The 19,554-nt window shown below is 54.7% G+C and carries 17 protein-coding genes; 12 read left to right on the top strand and 5 right to left on the bottom strand.

Annotated elements, in window-relative coordinates; all coding sequences use genetic code 11:
- Window positions 1-79: 79 nt before the first annotated feature.
- Entirely contained in the window at window positions 80-1,744 is a 1,665-nt protein-coding gene (recN, locus tag K0H79_RS05205) for a DNA repair protein RecN (RefSeq protein WP_220077547.1), read from the bottom strand.
- Window positions 1,745-1,852: 108 nt separating this feature from the next.
- The gene (locus K0H79_RS05210; RefSeq protein ID WP_220078096.1) at window positions 1,853-2,800 is read right to left on the bottom strand and encodes an AEC family transporter; all 948 of its coding nucleotides are present in this window, start codon (window positions 2,798-2,800) and stop codon (window positions 1,853-1,855) included.
- Between the two features lie 134 nt (window positions 2,801-2,934).
- Here K0H79_RS05210 and K0H79_RS05215 point away from each other — a divergent pair, with 134 nt between their 5' ends.
- Window positions 2,935-3,837: a LysR family transcriptional regulator gene (locus tag K0H79_RS05215; protein ID WP_220077548.1), complete on the top strand. Its 903-nt coding sequence runs from the start codon at window positions 2,935-2,937 to the stop codon at window positions 3,835-3,837.
- Here K0H79_RS05215 and K0H79_RS05220 read toward each other — a convergent pair.
- Genes K0H79_RS05220 through barA form a run of 3 tightly spaced genes read right to left on the bottom strand, consistent with a single transcriptional unit; the run spans window position 3,834 to window position 7,519 of the window.
- Complete coding sequence (locus K0H79_RS05220) at window positions 3,834-4,076, bottom strand: DUF3319 domain-containing protein (protein ID WP_220077549.1); 243 nt, start codon at window positions 4,074-4,076, stop codon at window positions 3,834-3,836. The genes K0H79_RS05215 and K0H79_RS05220 overlap by 4 nt on opposite strands.
- 22 nt (window positions 4,077-4,098) lie before the next feature.
- Entirely contained in the window at window positions 4,099-4,704 is a 606-nt protein-coding gene (locus K0H79_RS05225; protein WP_220077550.1) for a YjaG family protein, read from the bottom strand.
- Window positions 4,694-7,519 carry a two-component sensor histidine kinase BarA gene (barA, locus tag K0H79_RS05230; protein ID WP_220067083.1) on the bottom strand — a complete coding sequence of 942 codons (2,826 nt, stop codon included), beginning with the start codon at window positions 7,517-7,519 and terminating at the stop codon, window positions 4,694-4,696. Before barA ends, K0H79_RS05225 begins: the two co-directional genes overlap by 11 nt.
- Before the next feature lie 94 nt (window positions 7,520-7,613).
- Between barA and rlmD the strand changes: the two genes are divergently transcribed.
- The 11 genes from rlmD (at window position 7,614) to K0H79_RS05285 (ending at window position 19,551) form a co-directional block, all read left to right on the top strand.
- Window positions 7,614-8,945, top strand: coding sequence for a 23S rRNA (uracil(1939)-C(5))-methyltransferase RlmD (gene rlmD, locus K0H79_RS05235; RefSeq protein ID WP_220077551.1), 1,332 nt, complete (start codon window positions 7,614-7,616; stop codon window positions 8,943-8,945).
- Between the two features lie 132 nt (window positions 8,946-9,077).
- Window positions 9,078-11,282: a GTP diphosphokinase gene (gene relA / locus K0H79_RS05240; protein ID WP_220067085.1), complete on the top strand. Its 2,205-nt coding sequence runs from the start codon at window positions 9,078-9,080 to the stop codon at window positions 11,280-11,282.
- Window positions 11,283-11,393: 111 nt separating this feature from the next.
- A complete protein-coding gene (mazG, locus tag K0H79_RS05245) occupies window positions 11,394-12,221 on the top strand; it encodes a nucleoside triphosphate pyrophosphohydrolase (RefSeq protein ID WP_220077552.1) in 828 nt (275 codons plus the stop codon).
- A 97-nt stretch (window positions 12,222-12,318) separates the two neighbouring features.
- Window positions 12,319-13,956 carry a CTP synthase gene (locus tag K0H79_RS05250; RefSeq protein WP_220077553.1) on the top strand — a complete coding sequence of 546 codons (1,638 nt, stop codon included), beginning with the start codon at window positions 12,319-12,321 and terminating at the stop codon, window positions 13,954-13,956.
- 219 nt (window positions 13,957-14,175) lie between these two features.
- Complete coding sequence (eno, locus tag K0H79_RS05255) at window positions 14,176-15,471, top strand: phosphopyruvate hydratase (protein WP_220067088.1); 1,296 nt, start codon at window positions 14,176-14,178, stop codon at window positions 15,469-15,471.
- A gap of 101 nt (window positions 15,472-15,572) precedes the next feature.
- Window positions 15,573-15,890, top strand: coding sequence for a cell division protein FtsB (gene ftsB, locus K0H79_RS05260; RefSeq protein ID WP_220077554.1), 318 nt, complete (start codon window positions 15,573-15,575; stop codon window positions 15,888-15,890).
- A complete protein-coding gene (gene ispD / locus K0H79_RS05265) occupies window positions 15,887-16,621 on the top strand; it encodes a 2-C-methyl-D-erythritol 4-phosphate cytidylyltransferase (RefSeq protein WP_220077555.1) in 735 nt (244 codons plus the stop codon). Before ftsB ends, ispD begins: the two co-directional genes overlap by 4 nt.
- Before the next feature lie 9 nt (window positions 16,622-16,630).
- On the top strand, window positions 16,631-17,113 hold the full coding sequence (gene ispF, locus K0H79_RS05270; RefSeq protein WP_220077556.1) for a 2-C-methyl-D-erythritol 2,4-cyclodiphosphate synthase: 483 nt from the start codon (window positions 16,631-16,633) through the stop codon (window positions 17,111-17,113).
- Window positions 17,110-18,192 (top strand): tRNA pseudouridine(13) synthase TruD, encoded by a 1,083-nt coding sequence (truD, locus tag K0H79_RS05275; protein WP_220077557.1) that lies wholly within the window; start codon window positions 17,110-17,112, stop codon window positions 18,190-18,192. The genes ispF and truD overlap by 4 nt, the downstream gene beginning before the upstream one ends.
- Complete coding sequence (gene surE, locus K0H79_RS05280; RefSeq protein ID WP_220077558.1) at window positions 18,173-18,919, top strand: 5'/3'-nucleotidase SurE; 747 nt, start codon at window positions 18,173-18,175, stop codon at window positions 18,917-18,919. Before truD ends, surE begins: the two co-directional genes overlap by 20 nt.
- Window positions 18,916-19,551: a protein-L-isoaspartate(D-aspartate) O-methyltransferase gene (locus K0H79_RS05285; protein WP_220077559.1), complete on the top strand. Its 636-nt coding sequence runs from the start codon at window positions 18,916-18,918 to the stop codon at window positions 19,549-19,551. Before surE ends, K0H79_RS05285 begins: the two co-directional genes overlap by 4 nt.
- The last annotated feature ends 3 nt before the right edge of the window (window positions 19,552-19,554 follow it).

Below are 19,554 nucleotides of genomic sequence, written 5' to 3' on the forward strand. Positions count from 1 at the left end.
GTCATCCGGGCGTGACACTATGGTGAGTGTTAAAGGCTATCCAATTGATTAGTTAGTGATATTTATTGGAAAGTCTTGCTTACGTTCCTTGCAGTAGCTCGCGGGCATTGGCGAGAGTATTCTCGGTAATGGTATCGCCACCCAGCAAGCGCGCCAGCTCCTGTATCCGGGCGTCTTTGTCCAGCGGCTTCATCGAGGTTTCTGTTTGTCCGCCCTTAGTGGATTTGTTCACAAACATATGTTGATGGCCATTACCGGCAACCTGGGGCAAGTGGGTGACACAAAATACCTGTGTCGCTTCACCGAGGGAGCGGAGCATACGTCCAACCACAGCCGCAGTTGGGCCTGAAATACCCACATCTACTTCGTCAAAAATCAGTGTGGGGGTTGAGACCTTTTTCGCGGTAATCACCTGAATGCCCAGTCCAATGCGGCTCAGTTCACCTCCCGAGGCAACCTTGGCCAATGGAGACAGAGGCTGGCCTGGGTTGGTGGTCACCAAAAACTCTACACTGTCACTGCCATTTGCGCTCATTTGCTTGTCGTTGAAGCTCACCTCAATGGTGAACTTACCCTTTGGCATATTGAGTTCCTGAATGGAGGCGGTGACCTGTTTATCCAGCTCCCTGGCATAGCGAAGACGGCTTTGACTGAGCTTCTGCGCGTGACTGAGATAGGCTTCCCTGCTGGTTTGCACCTGTTGCTTCAGTTCATCCAGCTGTGCCTCATCGGAGTCCAATCCAGTCAGTTCCCTGGCAAGCTCTTGATGATGTGCAGCCAGTTTATCGGCAGCAACATGGTGTTTTCGTGCCAGGGTCATGGCTTTGGAGAGTCGTTCTTCGAGATAGGCAAAATGTTCCGGGTCCAGCTCCAGGTTGGACAGGTAACGGCCAAGTTCGCTGCTGCTTTCCTGCACCTGAATAAGGGCGTCATTGAGCATATTTCCTATGGGGGCCAGGGTTGGGTCGAGCGACTCCAGGGTTGCAGCAAGGGATAAGGCTCGGTTTAGCAGCGACTCAATATTGCCTTCATCGGATTCACTGAGCAGCGACAGGGTGTGCTGACAGTCTTCAATCAGGGCGGTGCCATTGGCGAGGCGTTTGTGTTCTGCCTCGATTTGTTCGAACTCTCCTTCCATCAAGGCAAATTCGTCCAATTCTTCAACCTGATACTGCAGCAGCTGTTTGCGGGCAATGCGTTCCTGCTGACTTTGCTCGAGCTGCCTTAATTCGGCTTCGACCTGACGGCAGCGCTGGTAGGCGCTGGCGACCGACTCCTGCAGCATGCGGTGGTTGGCGTAGCTGTCCAGCAGTGTCAGTTGGTGTTCGTTTTTTAAGAGGGCGTGGTGTGCATGCTGGCCGTGGATCCCCACCAGATATTGCCCAAGGGATTTGAGCTGTGACAGGGGAACAGGATTGCCATTGATGTAGGCCCGTGAACGGCCATCGGCAGTGATGGTGCGCCTGAGAATACATTCGTCGTCCAGCTCAAGATCGTTATCCTCCAGCCAGCGTCGGGCCAGGGGCACATCATCCAGAGAGAAGCGGGCGCTGACCTCGGTTTTGCTGGCACCGGGGCGCACGGCACCGGCGTCTGCGCGGTTACCCAGGCACAACCCCAGGGCATCAATGGCGATGGACTTACCGGCACCGGTTTCACCGGTAATACTGGTCATACCCGGACGGAAGTCCAATTCCAGAAAGCGAACAATGGCAAAGTTATTGATGCTGAGCTGACAAAGCATGACGGCAATCCTGTGTGATTAGCAATCAAAGTACTGTATTGATAAACAGTATATACTGATTTTTTGTACAGTAAATCGTCCCGCAACCCCGACATGAAAAATTTTTGGCTACTGAGTTATCAGGTTTAATCCCATCGTCAGCAGAGGCAGGCTGAAAAGCGTCAGCAGCGTACCTGCCACTATGCCCCGGGCGATTTGCTTTTCCAGGGTTTTATCCTGATAGGCCAGCAGGTAAACGCTGGCGGCAGTGGGCATGGCGGAAAGCAGCACGCCCATCACGGTCAGCTGCGCACTCACCCCCAACCAACTGAAGAGTAGCCATACCAGCAGTGGCTGCAAAGCCAGTTTCGCCAGATTTACGTGCCAGAAGGGCACGCCCGTCTGAGTTTGTTCAGGCTCTCGCATGGAGCGGGCCAGCGCTATGCCAATGGCAAAGAGCGCGCAGGGACTGGAGCTTTTACCTATCCATGTCACCAGGGTATCCGGTATCGAAGGCAGTGAAAACTGCATCGCCGAGGCCAATACCCCGAGGGCACAGCCGATGACCACGGGATTTCTGCTCACCACCCGCAGCGCAAGGCTTAACCGTGCCATGCCGGTCAGAGGTTGGGTCGCGAGTCTTAATTGCACCACGGTAACGGCAAACATCAAGACTGATAAAAGGCTTGCCAGCGCAGCAGCCATCAGTGCCTGCGGATTATTCGGAAACAGCATCGCCAGCACGGGGATACCGATAAACGCGGTGTTGCCGAAGGTGGCCGACAGGGCTCGCAGGCTCGCGGGACGGGTTTGTCCCTGTTCATGTTTCAGTGACCACAGCTGCACCAATACATAGGTCACCACCATGGCAAGCAGATAACCCAGCACAAATCCGGGGTTGAGAATTTCTTCAATGGGAGTATTGGCCAGGCTCACATACAGGATGGCCGGAAATGCCAGGTAATACACGTATTGATTGAGAAAACGCTCTAACCAGCCTGGAAGGAGTCTGGAGCTGGCAGCGCCCGCAATCATCACGGCAACAACAGCGAGCAGCGGAATGAGGAGGTTGAACATCACAGCAGGGGCCTCGGCAGATCACAATTTCCCCCTTTGCAGTGGGGCTCGGCAGGCAAATTAGCATATCATGATGCGAGCTGACCATTGGTCCTTGGTCGCAGGCATATCCATGATTAACGGCGGGAAACGGCATGAGAGAGCATCCGGGTAGCGAACTTGAATTGATTTACCTCTTTGTGCAGTTGGTGGATGCCGGTAGCCTGTCTGCGGTGGCGGATCGTCTCTCGATGCCTGTGGCAACCGTCAGCCGCAAATTATCCCGCCTGGAAGAAAACCGCGGTCGTCAGCTATTGATGCGAAGTACCCGCAAAATTCGCCTCACCGAGGAAGGAATGGCGCTTTACGAGCGCTACAAATCCCTGGTGAGCGCAGTGGATGCGCTTTATGGAGATGGCGAAGACCCGCTCGAAGGCACGTTGCGTATTGCTGCCCCCATCTCCATCATCTCGATGATTTTTATGAAAACCATCAACGAGTTTCGGCGGGAATATCCGGGTATCAGGCTGCATATCACCCAAAAAAACGAGGTAGTCGACCTTATCGACAAAGGCATCGATATCGCCATCGTGGGCGGTATTCAACCGGACTCCTCCTGGATAGCGGTACCGCTTGGGACGCTGGATTACCGCCTGGTGGCATCACCTGACTATCTGCAGCGCCGCAGTATGCCAACTCATCCCAGCAGCCTTGCCGCTCACGATATTATCAAGGTGTGGCCTTTATATAACTGGTCGCTGAGGCATCCTCAGGGAGAGGCTTTTTATTATGACGGACCCGCGAGCCTGACGCTGACCGATCTGCAGGGGGCTATCAGCGCCTGTGTGGATGATGGTGGTATCTTGTATGGGCCGGAACTCTTCTTTAAGCAGGAGCTGCAACGCGGGTTGCTGCTGCCTGTATTGCCGGATTGGCGGGGAGAAACGCGGCGGATCTCGATTTTGTGTCACCAGCGGCAGCAACAACCTGCCAAGGTGAAAGCCTTTATCGATTTTATGAAGTCGCGGGCGCCGGGGTTATTTGCGATGGACGCTTAACCCAACTGTTTTTTGCGTCCCTTGGGTGGGTGGCCTGGTTTGCGCTTGGGGGATGTGGAAGTGGGAGCCGGATAGTCCTTCACCGGAGGGAGGACGCCCAGCTCCTGATAAAACGCCACCTGACGGCGAAGTTCAAACAAAGAGCCGATGCGCACTTCATCGGCTATGGTTAAACGCCAGCTGTCGGTTTTTCCGTCGAGATTAGTGAGTATAAAGCCTTGATAAAGTAAGGTTCTCACATGTCACCTCTGAATAGCCGTTTCAGGATTCCTGCAGGCTGATACCAATATTGGACACGCCGCTGGATACCAGTTCTTTGCGCAGTGCCTTGATAAAATCCGCCGACATATCCGGATTGTCTTCAATCAGCTCCAATAATGTGCCTTGCAGCTCACGCTCTGCGACCATGGCTTCATGGGCAAAGACAAAGTCATCCAGCGCCTCGTCTTCCAACTCCACATCGATGATGGCTTCAATATAGTTGGCCACGGTAGCGGAAGACAGCTTACTGATATTGGTGATGTCTTCTTCGATTTTGCTCTCGATGCCGCTGAGCAGGCTTATCAGGGCGACCACGGCATCCATGGCAGGGTACACGCCATAAACATCAAAGTTTTCCGGCTCAGGGATCACCTCTTCGAGTTTGTTGGTGTGCAGCTCCAGGTTTAACTTCAGCTTTCTGTCGTAGAGCGACTGCCACAACAGGTTAAGCACGGTGTCCAGCACCTTGGGATCGCCATATTCACAGACCTCTGAAAACAGCTGATAGTTGGGATACATGCGCTGGCACAGGGCTACGGCGAATAATTGCTTTTGTGGCAAAGACAGCGCTTTAAGACGCTTGAAAAATCCGGGTTTAGAACTCATTGGGTACTTCCGCTGACATCTGGGAAATTACTTGGGTTGCCGCCGATTCTACCTTAGTCAGCTCATCAAGTAACTCAAGGATTTCCGGTTCAACATCCGCCACATCGGCGCCACGCTTCAGCGCAGACTCAATTTGCTGGCAGAGTTTTTGGGTGGTGGGCACGCCGCAATAGCAACTGGCCCCGTGAAGTTTGTGCACCGTATACAGCATAGACTCGTTATCGCTGCGGGCCATGGCAAGCTCGATATCGTTAACCGTACCGGGCAAGGACTCCAGCATCATCTTCAACATGTCGATGGCCAGATCTTCTTTCTGATTGGCCTGGCTCAGGCACAGCTCCCAGTTGAGAGTGTTACTGTCGAAATGGGTGAATTTGGGCCGGGTTAGCCAGCGCGAAATCACCCCTTTAAGGGCGGCTTCATCGATGGGCTTGGGCAGATAACCGTCCATGCCGCTTGCCTGAATGCGCTCACGTTCTTCGTTAATGGCATGGGCGGTAACGGCAATAATCGGGGTATTGCGGTTGAGTGAGTCCTGACGGATAAGCCGGGTGGCTGTGACCCCATCGGTGCCCGGCATCTGAATATCCATAAAGATGAGGTCGAACGAGCGACTCTTGGCCAGCGCCACCGCCTGATCGCCACTGCTGACCGCCACCACGTTGGCAACCAGCTCTTTCAGCAAGGTGTCGATAAGCTTGAGGTTTGCCAGGTTATCGTCCACTGCCAACACATTGAGGGGATGGCGGGCGCTGGGTTTGGTGGCCAGCGCCGGTTTGGGCGCGGCGTTTTTCTTCACCGGTGGGAAAATCAGGTTTTGCGCCAGTTTCAGCTCACTCACAGGCAGCTGCAGCACCAAATCCACAAAGGGCTCCATCTCCTGGGTGTACACCTCAGGGTCGAGACAGTCGTTAAGCAGCAGCAGCGAGCCTGTATGGTCTTTCACCTGCGACAGGTGCCGCTGGAGATCTTCGCACGATTCGCAGCTTTGGCCAGATAACAGGATGGCGTCGTAGTGCCTGTCGTCCAAATGCCGCTCCAGTTCATCTTCGTTGCTCGCCAGTGTCACCATCATGTGCCAGTCCTTTAGCTTACGGGCAATGGACTCGCGGGTGAGTTTGCGGGGCTCAAACAAGAGTACCGAGTGGCCGATGAGTTTTTCCAGCGGCAGGGTATCGTGTACCGGGAAGGGGCTGAGCTGCAGCGGCACGGTAAACCAGAAGCTGGAGCCTTTGCCGACCTCGGAATTAAAGCCTATGCGGCCGCCCATCATTTGCACCACCAAACGCTTGGTGATAACCAGCCCAAGACCTGTGCCGCCGTAGCGACGGGAAATGGAGGAGTCGGCCTGACCAAAGGCCTGGAACAAGAGTTCCTGCTGTTCGGGGTCAATACCTATGCCTGTGTCAGTCACTTCACAGCGCAGGGTCAGGTTGTTGTCTTCCAGGCTGGCAAGACTAATTTTGAGATGGACACTGCCTTCCTCGGTAAATTTGATGGCGTTGCCCAGGAGGTTGGTCATTACCTGTCCGAGGCGCATCACATCGCCACTCAGGTTTTCCGGTACGTTGGCATCCACATCCACCACAAACTCGAGCCCTTTGGCGTGGGCGCTGCCTGCCAGCAGGTTGATGGTGTCCTCCAGTGATGCGCGCAGGCCAAAGGGCATGGTTTCGAGCACCATCTTATTGGCTTCAAGCTTGGAGAAGTCGAGGATGTCGTTGATTATCTGAAGCAAACTGGTGGCACTGCGCTCGATGGTTTTGATGTATTCCATCTGGCTGGAATGCAGCGGGGTTTTAAGAAGTTGCCGGGCAAAACCAATCACCCCGTTGAGCGGCGTCCTGAGTTCGTGGGACATGTTGGCCAAAAACTCAGACTTGATGCGGCTCGCTTCCTGGGCGTCTTTCTTGGCGCGATCCAGTGCTATGTTCTGGATTTCAATCTGTTCCAGGGTTTCGCGAAGATCAGATGTGGCCTGGTCGATGTTTTGCTGCATCTCATCATGGTATTCCGACAGCGATGCCGCCATGGCGTTAATACCCCGATTGAGCAGGTCCAGCTCACCGATGAGATTGCCTTCAAGCCGTGCATCCAGTTTACCTTCGCGGATTTTGCCCACCAGTTTCACCATGTCGGTGATGGGCTGGGTCACGTTTTTTACCAGACGGAAGGTAAACAGCAGGTTCAACTGCACGCCAATCAGCACAATGATAAAGGCGGCAACGGCGGCCCTGTGCTGCTCAAGCAGCGCTTTTTCCTTGTTCAGCATCATGGAGACGTAGCCGAGCAGGGTCGCGTTGGAGTTGTCCGGCATGATAACGGCTTCGCTGAAGCGGCCACCGCCTTCATCGCTGCTGTCGCCCATGGGCTGTTTGTCGCTGATGGCAAAGATGGGGGTGCGAACAATCAGGGTGTCTCCTTCATGTTCGAATTGGGTTTCTTTGAGGCTTTCCAGCGCTTCTTTGTAGCGCATCACCTCAAAGTCTTTGTGATAGTGCGAGGTGACAAATAACTGATTGTTAATGTCAAAAATGGCAATGGATTTGACCAGTGTCGACTTGTTGAGTTGAGCCCGAGCCAGGAGGATTTTGGTGATTTCGCGGTTATTGGTCGACAGGCTCTGCTCAGCCGAAATGGCCAGAGGTTCTATGATGTTACTGCCCATATCCTTGAGCGTGTCTTCAAGATCATAGAAGCGGTTTATGGTAAAGTAACTGCCCAAAAGGATACCAACGAGGATAGTGGGCGCGAGCGCCAACACCAATACCCAGGACCGCAGACTGTATTTTGTCATATTGTGCGCGGTATTCATGTGCTGGGTTGTCCCTGATTTCCTTTGAGTTTGAATGTACTAAGACTGCCAGAAACCCGGCTGTCTTAACAGATTTTTCTTGTATGAGGCCACAATGGCGCAGTTTTTCAAAGCGAAACCCAATCAAGCGAAAAAGCTCTCCCAAAAGATAGCACTCACAGTGCAAAGACTCGATCATTTGGGCGCTGGCATTGCCGAACATCAGGGCAAGGTGGTGTTTATTCCGGGCGCTTTGCCGGGCGAAACCGTCGAAGTGCAGCTCACTGAGCAGAAGAAAAACTATGCCCATGCCAAGTTGCAGCGGGTGTCTGAGGCGAGCCCTGACCGGCAAACACCGCCTTGCCCCTGGTATGGCAAATGCGGTGGCTGCGACTTACAGCATCTGTCGCTGCCACGTCAGCTTGAATACAAGCGCCAGGCACTGGGTGATATTGTCAGCCGCGCGGCAGCCCAGCCTGTGGTTGTGAACTGCGATGACCTGAGCGGTGACAGCTGGCATTACCGTCGCCGGGCCAGGTTGGCCACCTTGCTGGATAAGGACACCAACAAGCTTGCGCTGGGATTCCGGGAAGAGGGCAGTAAATCGGTAGTGGGTATCGACAGCTGCGCTGTGCTCGCCGGGCCTCTCTCTGACCTTATATCGCCATTTGCCACGCTCCTTAACCGTCTCAAAGGCAAGCAGCGGTTGGGGCATCTTGAGCTGACACTGGCCGCCAACGGGCTTTTTGCTGTGCTGAGGGTTACGGCCCCATTGGCCCAAAGCGATAAAAAACTGCTTTCGGCCTTCGCCGATGAGCGGCAAATTGCCTTCTTGTTGCAGGGCAATGAGGGGGAGCTTGAGTTTCTCTCCAACAGCCATGAATTGCCTTATTACCAATTGGATGAGCTTAAGCTTGCTTTCGCGCCGGGCAACTTTATTCAGGTCAATGGCGAGGTCAACCAGGCCATGGTCAAACAGGCCATAAACTGGCTCGACGTGCAGGCCGGTGAGCGGGTGCTCGACCTCTTTTGCGGCGTGGGGAACTTCAGTTTGCCACTTGCACAGCAGGGCGCTGAAGTGATTGGCGTTGAAGGTGTGCCGGAAATGGTGGCGCAGGCGAAGAAAAACGCCGCCATTAACGGTCTGGATAACCTCAGTTTTTACTGCGCCGACCTCAGTGAAGATTTGGTCGCCGAACCCTGGCTTGGCAAAATCGATAAGCTGCTCCTGGACCCGGCCCGAGCCGGTGCATACGAGAGCCTGAAGTGGCTTAAAAAAATGAAACCTTCCAGGGTGCTTTATGTGTCCTGTAACCCGGCAAGCCTAGCCCGCGATTCAGTGCTGCTGTTTGAGGCCGGATATCAATTGACCCGCCTTGGTCTGGTGGACATGTTCCCCCAGACCCATCACAGCGAAGGCATGGCCTTGTTCGAATTGGTCAATTAACGGATGAATTTTGCTGGATGTAGCAAAATTAATGGACAATCGGTCCGCTTGGGTTTGACAAGCGCGTGCCAATCCTGAAGATAAAGTCTTTAACTTGTTTGGCCCAGAGTGGGAAGAGGGATCCTTAAGCCTATGGTGTCTGTCCGCGAAGCACATTTCAACGATGTCGATTTCAATCTGGAAGACTGGGTGGTTCGTTATGTGGACGACGCCGAGGATGCCAGGGTGCTGCTTGAGCTGCTGCGTACTGTTCAGGCGATGCCGGTAAAGGACGCCAAGGCCCACGATGCCCTGATGTCCCGCGCCAGAGAGATGATTGAAATCCTGGCGCCGCTGAATATGGATCTGGAGACCCTGCAGGCGGCCGTGCTGTTTTCGGTGCAGGAAGCGGGGCTCTTACCCCAGGAAAAACTCATCGAAAAGTTTGGTGACAAGCTGGGCAACCTGGTGGCCAGTGTGGTGACCATGAATGCCATCGGCAGCCTGAAACTGAGTGAACAGTCGCGCTCGGCCGAAATGCAAATCGACAACATCCGTAAGATGCTGCTGGCCATGGTGGAAGATGTACGCGCCGTGGTGATTAAGCTTGCCGAAAGGGTGTGTTTGCTGCGGGCGGTAAAAAATGCCGACGAAGAAACCCGGGTGCTGCTGGCCCGAGAAATCGCCGATATTTACGCGCCGCTGGCAAACCGTTTGGGGATTGGCCAGCTCAAGTGGGAGCTGGAAGATATTTCGTTCCGCTATCTGCACCCAGAAACCTACAAGGAAATCGCCAAGCAGCTCGACGGTAAACGCATCGATCGCGAAACCTACATAGAGCAGTTTGTGAATGACCTGCAGGCCAAGCTCGATGAAGAGCACATTCGCGCCAAGGTCTATGGCCGTCCCAAACACATCTACTCCATCTGGCGCAAGATGAAGGGTAAACACCTCAAGTTCGATGAGCTGTTTGATGTGCGCGCCGTGCGTATTGTCACCGACCGTTTGCAGGACTGCTACGGCGCCCTCGGTGTGGTGCACACCCTCTACCATCATATTCCCCGGGAGTTTGACGACTATGTCGCCAACCCCAAACCCAACGGCTATCAGTCCATCCACACTGTGGTGGTGGGGCCTGAAGGCAAAACCGTCGAAATTCAAATTCGTACCGAAGCCATGCATCAGGACGCCGAGCTTGGTGTTGCTGCCCACTGGAAATACAAAGAGGGCCATGCCGGCAAGCAGAGCGGCTACGAAGAGAAAATTAATTGGCTGCGTAAAATTCTGCAGTGGCAGGAAGACGTGGTGGAAAGTGGCAACCTGGTGGAAGAAATTCGCAGCCAGGTGTTTGAGGACAGGGTGTATGTATTCACCCCCTCCGGCGAAGTGGTGGACTTGCCCGCAGGCAGTACCGTGCTTGACTTTGCCTATTACATCCACTCCCAGGTTGGCCACAAGTGCATTGGCGCCAAGGTGGATGGCCGCATCGTGCCCTTCACCTATCAGGTGGAAACCGGTGAGCGGATTGAAATCATCACCTCTAAGCACCCCAATCCCAAGCGCGATTGGCTGAATCCCAACCTGGGGTATATCAGGACATCCCGTGCCCGCAGCAAAATCCAGCATTGGTTCAAGCAGCAGGACAGGGACAAAAACCTGGCGGCCGGCCGCGAAATGCTGGAGGTTGAACTTGGCCGTGTGGGCCTGACGTTAAAAGATGCTGCCAGCGCCATAGAGCGCTTCAACATGACCAACATGGACGACCTCTTGGCGGCCATCGGTGGCGGTGATGTGCGCCTCAATCAGGTGGTAAACCACATTCAAAGCCGGATGCGGGTGCATGAGATTTCCGACGAAGAGGCGGTGGAAGATCTGGTTAAGAAAGGCCAGCATAAACCCATTGCCAAGACCCGGGATCAGATTGAAGTCAACGGCGTGGGTAATCTCCTAAGCCATATCGCCCAGTGCTGTCGCCCGGTGCCCGGTGATGAAATTTTCGGTTTTATCACCAAGGGCCGCGGTATTTCTGTGCACCGCGCCGACTGTGAGCAGGTAAAAGAGCTGATGCGCGCCCATCCCGAGCGGGTGGTGGACGTGGTTTGGGGAGAAAACTACTCAGGTGGCTACAAAATCCGCCTGCGGGTACTCGCCAACGACAGAACCGGTTTACTGCGGGATTTAACCTCGGTGCTGGCGGCCGAGAAATCCAACGTGCTTGCCATGAGCAGCTCATCGGATATCAAAAACCAGACCGCCGCGATTGAGCTGGAACTCGAGCTTTACAACGTCGATGGCCTCTCGAGGGTGCTGTCGAAGCTCGGTCAGGTGGATGGCGTGATTGAGGCACGCCGCCTCTAACGCCGGAGTCGATGAATCCTAAACCTTTCAAACAAGGGCTGCGTCGCAGCCTTTGTTTTTAACGTGTTTTAAATCATAGCTGCGCAGAATGCACAGCAGAAGGGAATGCAAATGAGCACCGAAATCAGTGCAAATGAACAGCCAAATGCTGACATCAATCCGCTGCTGGTCATTATGGCCAAATTGCGCGACCCGGAGCATGGCTGCCCCTGGGACAAGGCGCAGCGCTTCGAAACCATAGTGCCCTTTACCCTGGAAGAGGCCTATGAAGTGGCTGACACCATAGAGCGGATGGATCTTGATGAGCTGCCGGACGAGCTTGGGGATCTCTTGTTTCAGGTGGTGTTTTATTGCCAGCTTGGCAAAGAGCAGGGACTGTTTGATTTCGATGAGGTGGTCAGACGCATCTGCGCCAAACTCACCTCCCGCCATCCGCACGTGTTTGGCGATCTTGAAGTGAGCTCCAGCAACGAGGTCAAAGATAACTGGGAAGCCATCAAGGCCTCTGAGCGCAAAGCAAAAGACAAACATTCGGTGCTGGATGATGTGCCGGTTGGCCTGCCGGCCCTAAGCCGCGCTGCCAAAATCCAGAAACGGGTTGCCCGGGTGGGCTTTGACTGGGGCGAGCTGCCGCCGGTGGTGGCCAAGGTGGAAGAAGAAATTGCCGAGGTACTGGCCGAAGTGCAGGTGGATAATCCCGACCCAGAGCGGGTTGCCAGCGAGATGGGCGACCTTTTGTTTGCCGTGGTGAACATGGCGCGCCATCTGGGCGTCGAGCCCGAGCAGGCGCTGCGCCGGGCGAATCAAAAGTTTGAACGCCGGTTTCGCGGCGTGGAGGAGTTGGCATCCCTGGGAGGCAGACAATTGACTGATTATTCCCTTGCCGAGCTTGATGGCTTCTGGGATCAGGTAAAAGAGCAGGAAAAATCTCCCCGTTGAGGTTTGTCGAAAGCACAGGGCTTTGATATACTGTCGCCCCGTCCTGGTGCTTTCTTACAAGCACATATTTTCACACTCATATTTTCTCAGGTTCAGCATGACGACAAGGTATATCTTCGTGACTGGCGGCGTGGTTTCGTCGCTGGGCAAAGGCATTGCAGCAGCATCATTGGCAGCCATTCTCGAGGCACGGGGCCTCAACGTGACCATCATGAAGCTGGATCCTTACATCAACGTTGACCCAGGTACCATGAGCCCGACACAACACGGTGAAGTGTTTGTGACTGAGGACGGCGCAGAGACGGATCTGGACCTGGGTCACTATGAGCGTTTCATCCGTACCAAGATGAACCGCCGTAACAACTTCACCACCGGCCGTATTTACGAAGAAGTTCTGCGTAAAGAGCGCCGCGGTGACTATCTGGGCGCCACCATCCAGGTTATTCCACACATCACCAACGCCATCAAGGCCAAGGTGCTGGAAGGCGGCGAAGGCCATGACGTGGCCATCGTTGAGATTGGCGGTACCGTGGGTGATATCGAATCGCTGCCGTTCCTCGAGTCTATCCGTCAGCTGGGCGTTGAACTGGGTCGTGACCGCTCCATGTTCATGCACCTGACTCTGGTGCCATTCCTCGGTGCTGCCGGCGAAGTCAAAACCAAGCCAACCCAGCACTCAGTAAAAGAACTGCGTTCTATCGGTATTGCGCCGGATATTCTGGTTTGCCGCGGTGACCGCGCCATTCCTGCCAACGAGCGAGCCAAGATTTCCCTGTTCTGTAACGTGGAAGAGCGCGCTGTTATCTCTTTGAAAGACGTTGACTCCATCTACAAGATCCCGGCTCTGCTGACCTCTCAGGGTCTGGACGACCTGGTCTGCAAGCGTTTCCACCTGGAATGCAAAGAAGCCGACCTGTCTGAGTGGGAAAACGTGATTTATCAGGAAGCCAACCCCAACGGTGAAATCACCATTGGTATGGTGGGCAAGTACATCGAGCTGCCAGACGCCTATAAGTCAGTGAACGAGGCGCTCAAGCACGCTGGCCTGAAAAACCGCGTCACTGTGAACATCAAGTACATCGATTCACAAAGCGTAGAGGCCAAAGGCGAAGAAGCCCTGGCGGGCCTCGATGGTATTCTGGTACCCGGCGGTTTCGGTGAGCGTGGCGTGGAAGGTAAAATCATGGCCGCCAAGTATGCCCGTGAAAACGACCTGCCTTACTTCGGTATTTGCCTCGGTATGCAGGTAGCCCTTATCGAGTTCGCCCGTAACGTGGCAGGCCTCACAGATGCGCACTCTACCGAGTTCAACAAGCAAACTCCGCATCCGGTTGTGGGTCTGATCACAGAATGGATCGACGAAGAAGGTAATATTGAGCAGCGCGACGAAGCGTCCGATCTGGGCGGCACCATGCGCCTTGGCGCACAGTTGTGTCACCTCAAGGCCGGTACTAAGGCTGCCGAAGCGTACGGCTCCGAGAGCTGTATTGAGCGTCATCGTCACCGCTACGAAGTGAACAACCACTATGTGAAGCAGTTGGAAAAAGCCGGTCTGGTATTCAGCGGCCTGTCTTCTGACCGCAAACTGGTGGAAATGATTGAACTGCCAAACCACCCATGGTTTGTGGCTGGTCAGTTCCATCCGGAGTTTACTTCAACACCCCGTGACGGACATCCGCTGTTCGAAGGTTTTGTGGCTGCAGCCAGAGCGCATCAAAAGCGCAGCCTGAGCTAATGCCAAGAGGCCGGTACCGCGATGGCAGTACCGGCCTTTTTGTTCCTTGTGGTTAATTATTCGCCGTCACTAAATAAGCGATGGCACAAAAACATAAGAAAAATCAGATACCCATATCAGGGTGCATTCAATTTGGTTCATGAGCTCATGTAGCGCTGAGATGGGTATGGGTTTTTCTTTTCAACTTAACCTTTAATTCAAGACTAAATCGAGGACATTATGGCTAAGATTATCAAAGTGATCGGTCGTGAAATCATGGATTCACGCGGCAACCCAACTGTGGAAGCCGAAGTACACCTGGAAGGTGGCTTTGTGGGCATGGCAGCTGCGCCATCAGGTGCTTCTACCGGTAGCCGCGAAGCGCTGGAACTGCGTGACGGCGACAAGGCCCGTTACCTGGGTAAAGGCGTTCTGAAGGCCGTTGACAACGTAAATGGCCCTATCCGTGAAGCCCTGCTGGGTAAAGACGCCACCGCTCAGGCTGAGCTCGACGGCATCATGATCGCTCTGGACGGTACCGAGAACAAAGACAAGCTGGGCGCCAACGCCATTCTGGCTGTGTCTCTGGCCGCTGCCAAGGCCGCCGCCGCTGCAAAAGGCATCCCACTGTACGCCCACATCGCTGAGCTGAACGGTACCCCAGGCCAGTACAGCATGCCTGTGCCTATGATGAACATCCTTAACGGTGGTGAGCACGCTGACAACAACGTGGACATCCAGGAGTTCATGGTGCAGCCAGTGAGCGCCAAGAGCTTCCGTGAAGCCCTGCGTATGGGCGCCGAGATCTTCCACAACCTGAAGAAAGTGCTGCAGTCTAAGGGTCTGAACACCGCCGTGGGTGACGAAGGTGGTTTTGCCCCTAACCTGGCTTCCAACGCCGATGCGCTGGCTGTAATCAAAGAAGCCGTTGAAGCCGCCGGTTATAAGCTGGGCACCGACGTGACCCTGGCGCTGGACTGCGCTGCGTCTGAATTCTACAAAGACGGTCAGTACGACCTGTCTGGCGAAGGCAAAGTATTCAGCTCAAACGGTTTCTCTGATTTCCTTAAGTCACTGACCGAGCAGTACCCAATCGTGTCTATCGAAGACGGTCTGGACGAGTCTGATTGGGATGGCTGGGCTTACCAGACCAAAATCCTCGGCGACAAGGTACAGCTGGTAGGTGACGACCTGTTCGTAACCAACACCAAGATCCTGAGCCGCGGTATTGAGCAGGGTATCGGTAACTCAATCCTCATCAAGTTCAACCAGATTGGTTCTCTGACCGAGACTCTGGCCGCTATCCGCATGGCCAAAGAAGCCGGTTATACTGCCGTTATCTCTCACCGCTCAGGCGAAACCGAAGATGCGACCATTGCCGATCTGGCTGTGGGTACCGCTGCCGGTCAAATCAAGACAGGTTCACTGTGCCGCTCTGACCGCGTTGCCAAGTACAACCAGCTGCTGCGTATCGAAGAGCAACTGGGTGAGAAAGCGCCATACCGCGGTCTGACCGAAATCAATGCCAAGGGCTAATCGCCTGATAAAATTTGATTGAATGCGCAAAAGGCCACCCCCAAGGTGGCCTTTTTTGTTGTAATATCTCCCCAAATTCACCCAATCACTGCAATTCATCCATGAAGCCATTCGTTCTGGTTCTCTTTGCCTTGCTGGCGTTGCTCCAGTACCGGCTGTGGTTTGGCGAAAATAGCCTTACCGAGTACTTCACCCTGAAAGACAGGATAAGCCATCAGCAATCCGGTAATGCCGAGTTGCTGGAACGCAATGAGGTACTGAAAGAAGAAATTCAGGACCTGAAAAGTGGTACAGAGGCGCTGGAAGAGCGGGCCCGTAATGAACTTGGGCTGATTGAACAGGGTGAAACTTTCTTCCGGGTTGTGGGTAACGATAGTCGCAGTACCCGCTCTGAGGAACAGTCACAGGACAGTCAATGAATTCTAAAGCAACCTCCAGCGGCAGCATTGTCGCCATAGTTCCGGCGGCCGGTATTGGCAGCCGTATGGGGGCCACTATCCCCAAGCAATACCTGCCGTTATTGGATAAACCTATTCTGGCTCATACCCTGCAAAGGCTGCTCTCCCATCCGGCCATTGATAAGGTCATAGTCGCCCTGTCGGCCGAAGATAGCTGGTTTGACAGTTTGGCTGAGGCGCACAGCCCCAAGCTTACCCGGGTACAGGGCGGAAAAGAGCGCGCCGATTCGGTATTGGCAGCCCTTTCTGCATTGCCGGATAACAGCGATGCTTGGGCGCTGGTGCACGATGCAGCCAGGCCCTGTTTGACCCATGGTGACATAGATGCGCTGCTTAAGAGTCGGCAGCACTTCCCACAAGGGGCGATACTCGCCATGCCGGTGCGGGATACCATGAAGCGGGCGGCGAAGGATGGCAGCATAGACGCCACAGTCTGCCGAGAAGCCCTCTGGCATGCATTAACGCCGCAACTGTTTCCGGCAGCGAGCTTGAAACAGAATCTGGAGCAGGCACTGGCCGCCGGTGTTTCTATCACCGACGAGGCGTCGGCGATGGAGTGGGCCGGAGTGCATCCGGGGCTGGTCAGTGGCCGTGCCGACAACATCAAGGTTACCCACCCGGATGATTTACAGCTGGCGGCCCTATTTTTAGAAGCCCAGCAGGTTCTTCAGGCCCAGCAGCAAAATACTTAAGGAATTTCCATGAAAATCAGGATTGGCCACGGTTTTGATGTGCACAAGTTTGGCGCAGACCGTCCACTCATTCTCTGCGGCGTCGAAGTGCCTTACGAAACAGGACTTATTGCCCACTCCGATGGCGACGTGGTACTGCATGCCATCAGCGATGCCATCCTGGGTGCCATGGCACTGGGTGATATCGGCAAGCACTTTCCCGACACCGACGCTGCCTATGAAGGGGCCGACAGCCGTGTGCTGTTACGTCACTGCTTTAAGCTTGCCCGTGAGCGAAGCTTTGCCATTGGCAACCTGGATGTGACCATCATCGCCCAGGCCCCAAAGATGTTACCCCACATAGAGGCCATGCGTGCTGTGTTGGCGGACGATCTGCAAACTGAGCTTAATAATATCAACGTAAAAGCGACCACTACCGAGAAGCTTGGCTTCACCGGTCGCAAAGAAGGCATCGCCGTGGAAGCTGTGGTGTTGATGGAGAATGTGAAATGACTGAGCTGACTTATCTCTACGGCAAGCCGGCTGTAAGCGCCGATATCCGCACCCACAACAGCGATTTCCAGGTAAAGGAAATCCTGCCGTTCCTGCCCGAAGGTGAGGGCGAGCACCACCTGCTCCATATCCGTAAAGATGGGTTAAACACAGCTCAGGTGGCGGAGATGATTTCCAAATTTGCCAAGGTGCATCCCAAAGAAGTGACCTTTGCCGGCCAAAAGGACAAAAACGCCATCACAGAGCAGTGGTTTGGCGTACGTATTCCCGGTAAGGAAACCCCTGACTGGGCCGCCATGAGCAATGAGCAGATGCAGGTGCTGTCGTTTGCCCGCCATGGTAAGAAGCTGCGCACCGGCGCGCTCTCAGGCAACCGCTTTACCCTGGTACTGCGTAATGTTTCCGACCCTGAGGCGCTGGTTGCAAGGCTCGAGCAGGTGCGTTCTGGCGGTGTGCCCAATTATTTTGGCGAGCAACGTTTTGGCCATGACGGTGGCAATCTGGTTAAGGCGCGGCAGATGTTCGAAGGCCGCAAGGTCAAAGACAGAAACAAGCGCAGCCTGTATCTCTCAGCGGTGCGCTCAGAGCTTTTCAATCAGGTGGCCAGCGCGCGTCTGGCGCGTTTTGGCGCTGCGCCCATCGAGGGTGATTGTGTAATGCTTTCTGGCTCACGCAGCTTTTTTACCGCTGAAAGCTGGGATGACACCCTGAGTAAGCGTCTTGCCGAGCAGGACATTCAGTTGTCGGCGCCCCTGTGGGGCCGCGGTGAGATGCTCGCCAGGGGCGAGGCCGGCGAGTTTGAGTCTGAGGTGCTGGCGCCGTATGCACTCGAGCGCGATGGCCTTGAAAAAGAAGGCCTAACCCAAGAGCGCCGTGCACTGCTGCTCCGTCCTGAGCAGCTTAGTTTTAAAGTGGATGGCGATACCCTGACCCTGGATTTTTGCCTGCCTGCCGGTGCTTTTGCCACCAGTGTGCTCAGAGAGCTTTGCGAATACACAGACGTGAAAGAGCTGGAGTGGCGCCGGGCGGTGGCCGAGCGTCAGGCTCAGGAGGCAGCCAATGCGCCTGTTGGTGAGTAACGATGACGGGGTGCATGCCCCGGGTATCAAGGCGCTCGCCGAGGCGTTAAAGACCATAGCCCATGTGGATGTGGTGGCGCCAGACAGAAACTGCTCCGCTGCAAGTAATTCGCTGACCTTGACTAATCCATTGAGAATTAATAGGTTAGACAACGGATATATTGCGGTTAACGGTACACCATCGGATTGTGTGCACATCGCCATTCGCGAGATATGCACCCAAGAGCCTGAGCTGGTGGTGTCGGGGATCAACGCTGGGGCTAATATGGGGGATGATACCCTGTATTCCGGCACAGTGGCTGCGGCCATGGAGGGGCGGTTTCAGGGCCTGCCGGCCATTGCTGTGTCCCTGTCAGCCAGAAATCCAGATCACTATGATGCGGCTGCGCAAATTGCAGTGCGTATCGTTGAAGGATTGAAGGCTCACCCATTGCCAGCGGACCAAATTCTTAATGTGAATGTGCCCGATTTGCCTCTTGAGCAAATCAAGGGCATCAAGGTGACTCGCCTTGGGGCGCGTCACAGGGCCGAAGGGGTGGTAAGAACCAACGACCCGGCGGGTCGGGAAATTTTCTGGCTTGGTCCTCCGGGTGAGGAGCTGGATGCCAGCGAAGGCACCGATTTTGGCGCCGTAGCCGAAGGCTATGTTTCCATCACGCCGTTAACCGTCGACCTGACCGCACACAGTCAACTTAACGCACTGGCAAACTGGATAGAAAAGATATGAACCAGACCGGCTCGACGGTGGCTATCAACCTTGCAAAGAAGTTGTATGACGCGGGGATCCGCGACAACCTCGTTTTGCAGGCCATCGCCAACACGCCCCGGGAAATGTTTCTTGATGCCGCACTGGCACACAAAGCCTATGAGAACACCGCGCTGCCCATAGGTCAGGGGCAGACCATTTCCCAACCCTATATCGTTGCCCGCATGACAGAGCTGGTAATGCAAAACCGGCCTCAAAGGGTGCTGGAAGTGGGTACGGGCTCTGGCTATCAGGCGGCTATCCTGGCGAAGCTGGTACCAGAGCTTTGCACAATCGAGCGTATCAAGGCACTGCAAATTCAGGCAAGGCAACGTCTTAAGCGCCTCGATTTGCACAATGTGTCTTTTAAATACGGTGATGGTTGGCAGGGTTGGCCCAACCGTGGCCCCTTCGATGCCATCATGGTGACTGCTGCAGCTGCCAGCGTGCCAGCCGCTTTACTTGAGCAATTGTCTGAAGGCGGGAGGCTCATTATCCCGGTGGGTGAGGATGCCCAGCAATTATTGGCCATCACCCGTGCAGGGCAGGATTATGCTTCCGAGGTCATTGAGTCAGTAAAGTTTGTGCCCTTGGTCAATGGAAACCTGGCGTAAATC

The sequence above is a fragment of the Shewanella sp. FJAT-52076 genome, from assembly GCF_019457455.1.
GTDB classification, from domain to species: Bacteria; Pseudomonadota; Gammaproteobacteria; order Enterobacterales; family Shewanellaceae; genus Shewanella; species Shewanella zhangzhouensis.

What these genes read in the sequence shown, in the direction of transcription:
- K0H79_RS05285 (WP_220077559.1), top strand. Translation starts at nt 18,916, where the DNA reads ATGAACCAGACCGGCTCGACGGTGGCTATCAACCTTGCAAAGAAGTTG.
- barA (WP_220067083.1), bottom strand. Translation starts at nt 7,519, where the DNA reads ATGAATACCGCGCACAATATGACAAAATACAGTCTGCGGTCCTGGGTA.
- mazG (WP_220077552.1), top strand. Translation starts at nt 11,394, where the DNA reads ATGAGCACCGAAATCAGTGCAAATGAACAGCCAAATGCTGACATCAAT.
- recN (WP_220077547.1), bottom strand. Translation starts at nt 1,744, where the DNA reads ATGCTTTGTCAGCTCAGCATCAATAACTTTGCCATTGTTCGCTTTCTG.
- relA (WP_220067085.1), top strand. Translation starts at nt 9,078, where the DNA reads ATGGTGTCTGTCCGCGAAGCACATTTCAACGATGTCGATTTCAATCTG.
- surE (WP_220077558.1), top strand. Translation starts at nt 18,173, where the DNA reads ATGCGCCTGTTGGTGAGTAACGATGACGGGGTGCATGCCCCGGGTATC.
- ftsB (WP_220077554.1), top strand. Translation starts at nt 15,573, where the DNA reads ATGAAGCCATTCGTTCTGGTTCTCTTTGCCTTGCTGGCGTTGCTCCAG.
- K0H79_RS05215 (WP_220077548.1), top strand. Translation starts at nt 2,935, where the DNA reads ATGAGAGAGCATCCGGGTAGCGAACTTGAATTGATTTACCTCTTTGTG.
- K0H79_RS05225 (WP_220077550.1), bottom strand. Translation starts at nt 4,704, where the DNA reads ATGAGTTCTAAACCCGGATTTTTCAAGCGTCTTAAAGCGCTGTCTTTG.
- ispD (WP_220077555.1), top strand. Translation starts at nt 15,887, where the DNA reads ATGAATTCTAAAGCAACCTCCAGCGGCAGCATTGTCGCCATAGTTCCG.
- K0H79_RS05210 (WP_220078096.1), bottom strand. Translation starts at nt 2,800, where the DNA reads ATGTTCAACCTCCTCATTCCGCTGCTCGCTGTTGTTGCCGTGATGATT.
- eno (WP_220067088.1), top strand. Translation starts at nt 14,176, where the DNA reads ATGGCTAAGATTATCAAAGTGATCGGTCGTGAAATCATGGATTCACGC.
- rlmD (WP_220077551.1), top strand. Translation starts at nt 7,614, where the DNA reads ATGGCGCAGTTTTTCAAAGCGAAACCCAATCAAGCGAAAAAGCTCTCC.
- ispF (WP_220077556.1), top strand. Translation starts at nt 16,631, where the DNA reads ATGAAAATCAGGATTGGCCACGGTTTTGATGTGCACAAGTTTGGCGCA.
- K0H79_RS05250 (WP_220077553.1), top strand. Translation starts at nt 12,319, where the DNA reads ATGACGACAAGGTATATCTTCGTGACTGGCGGCGTGGTTTCGTCGCTG.
- truD (WP_220077557.1), top strand. Translation starts at nt 17,110, where the DNA reads ATGACTGAGCTGACTTATCTCTACGGCAAGCCGGCTGTAAGCGCCGAT.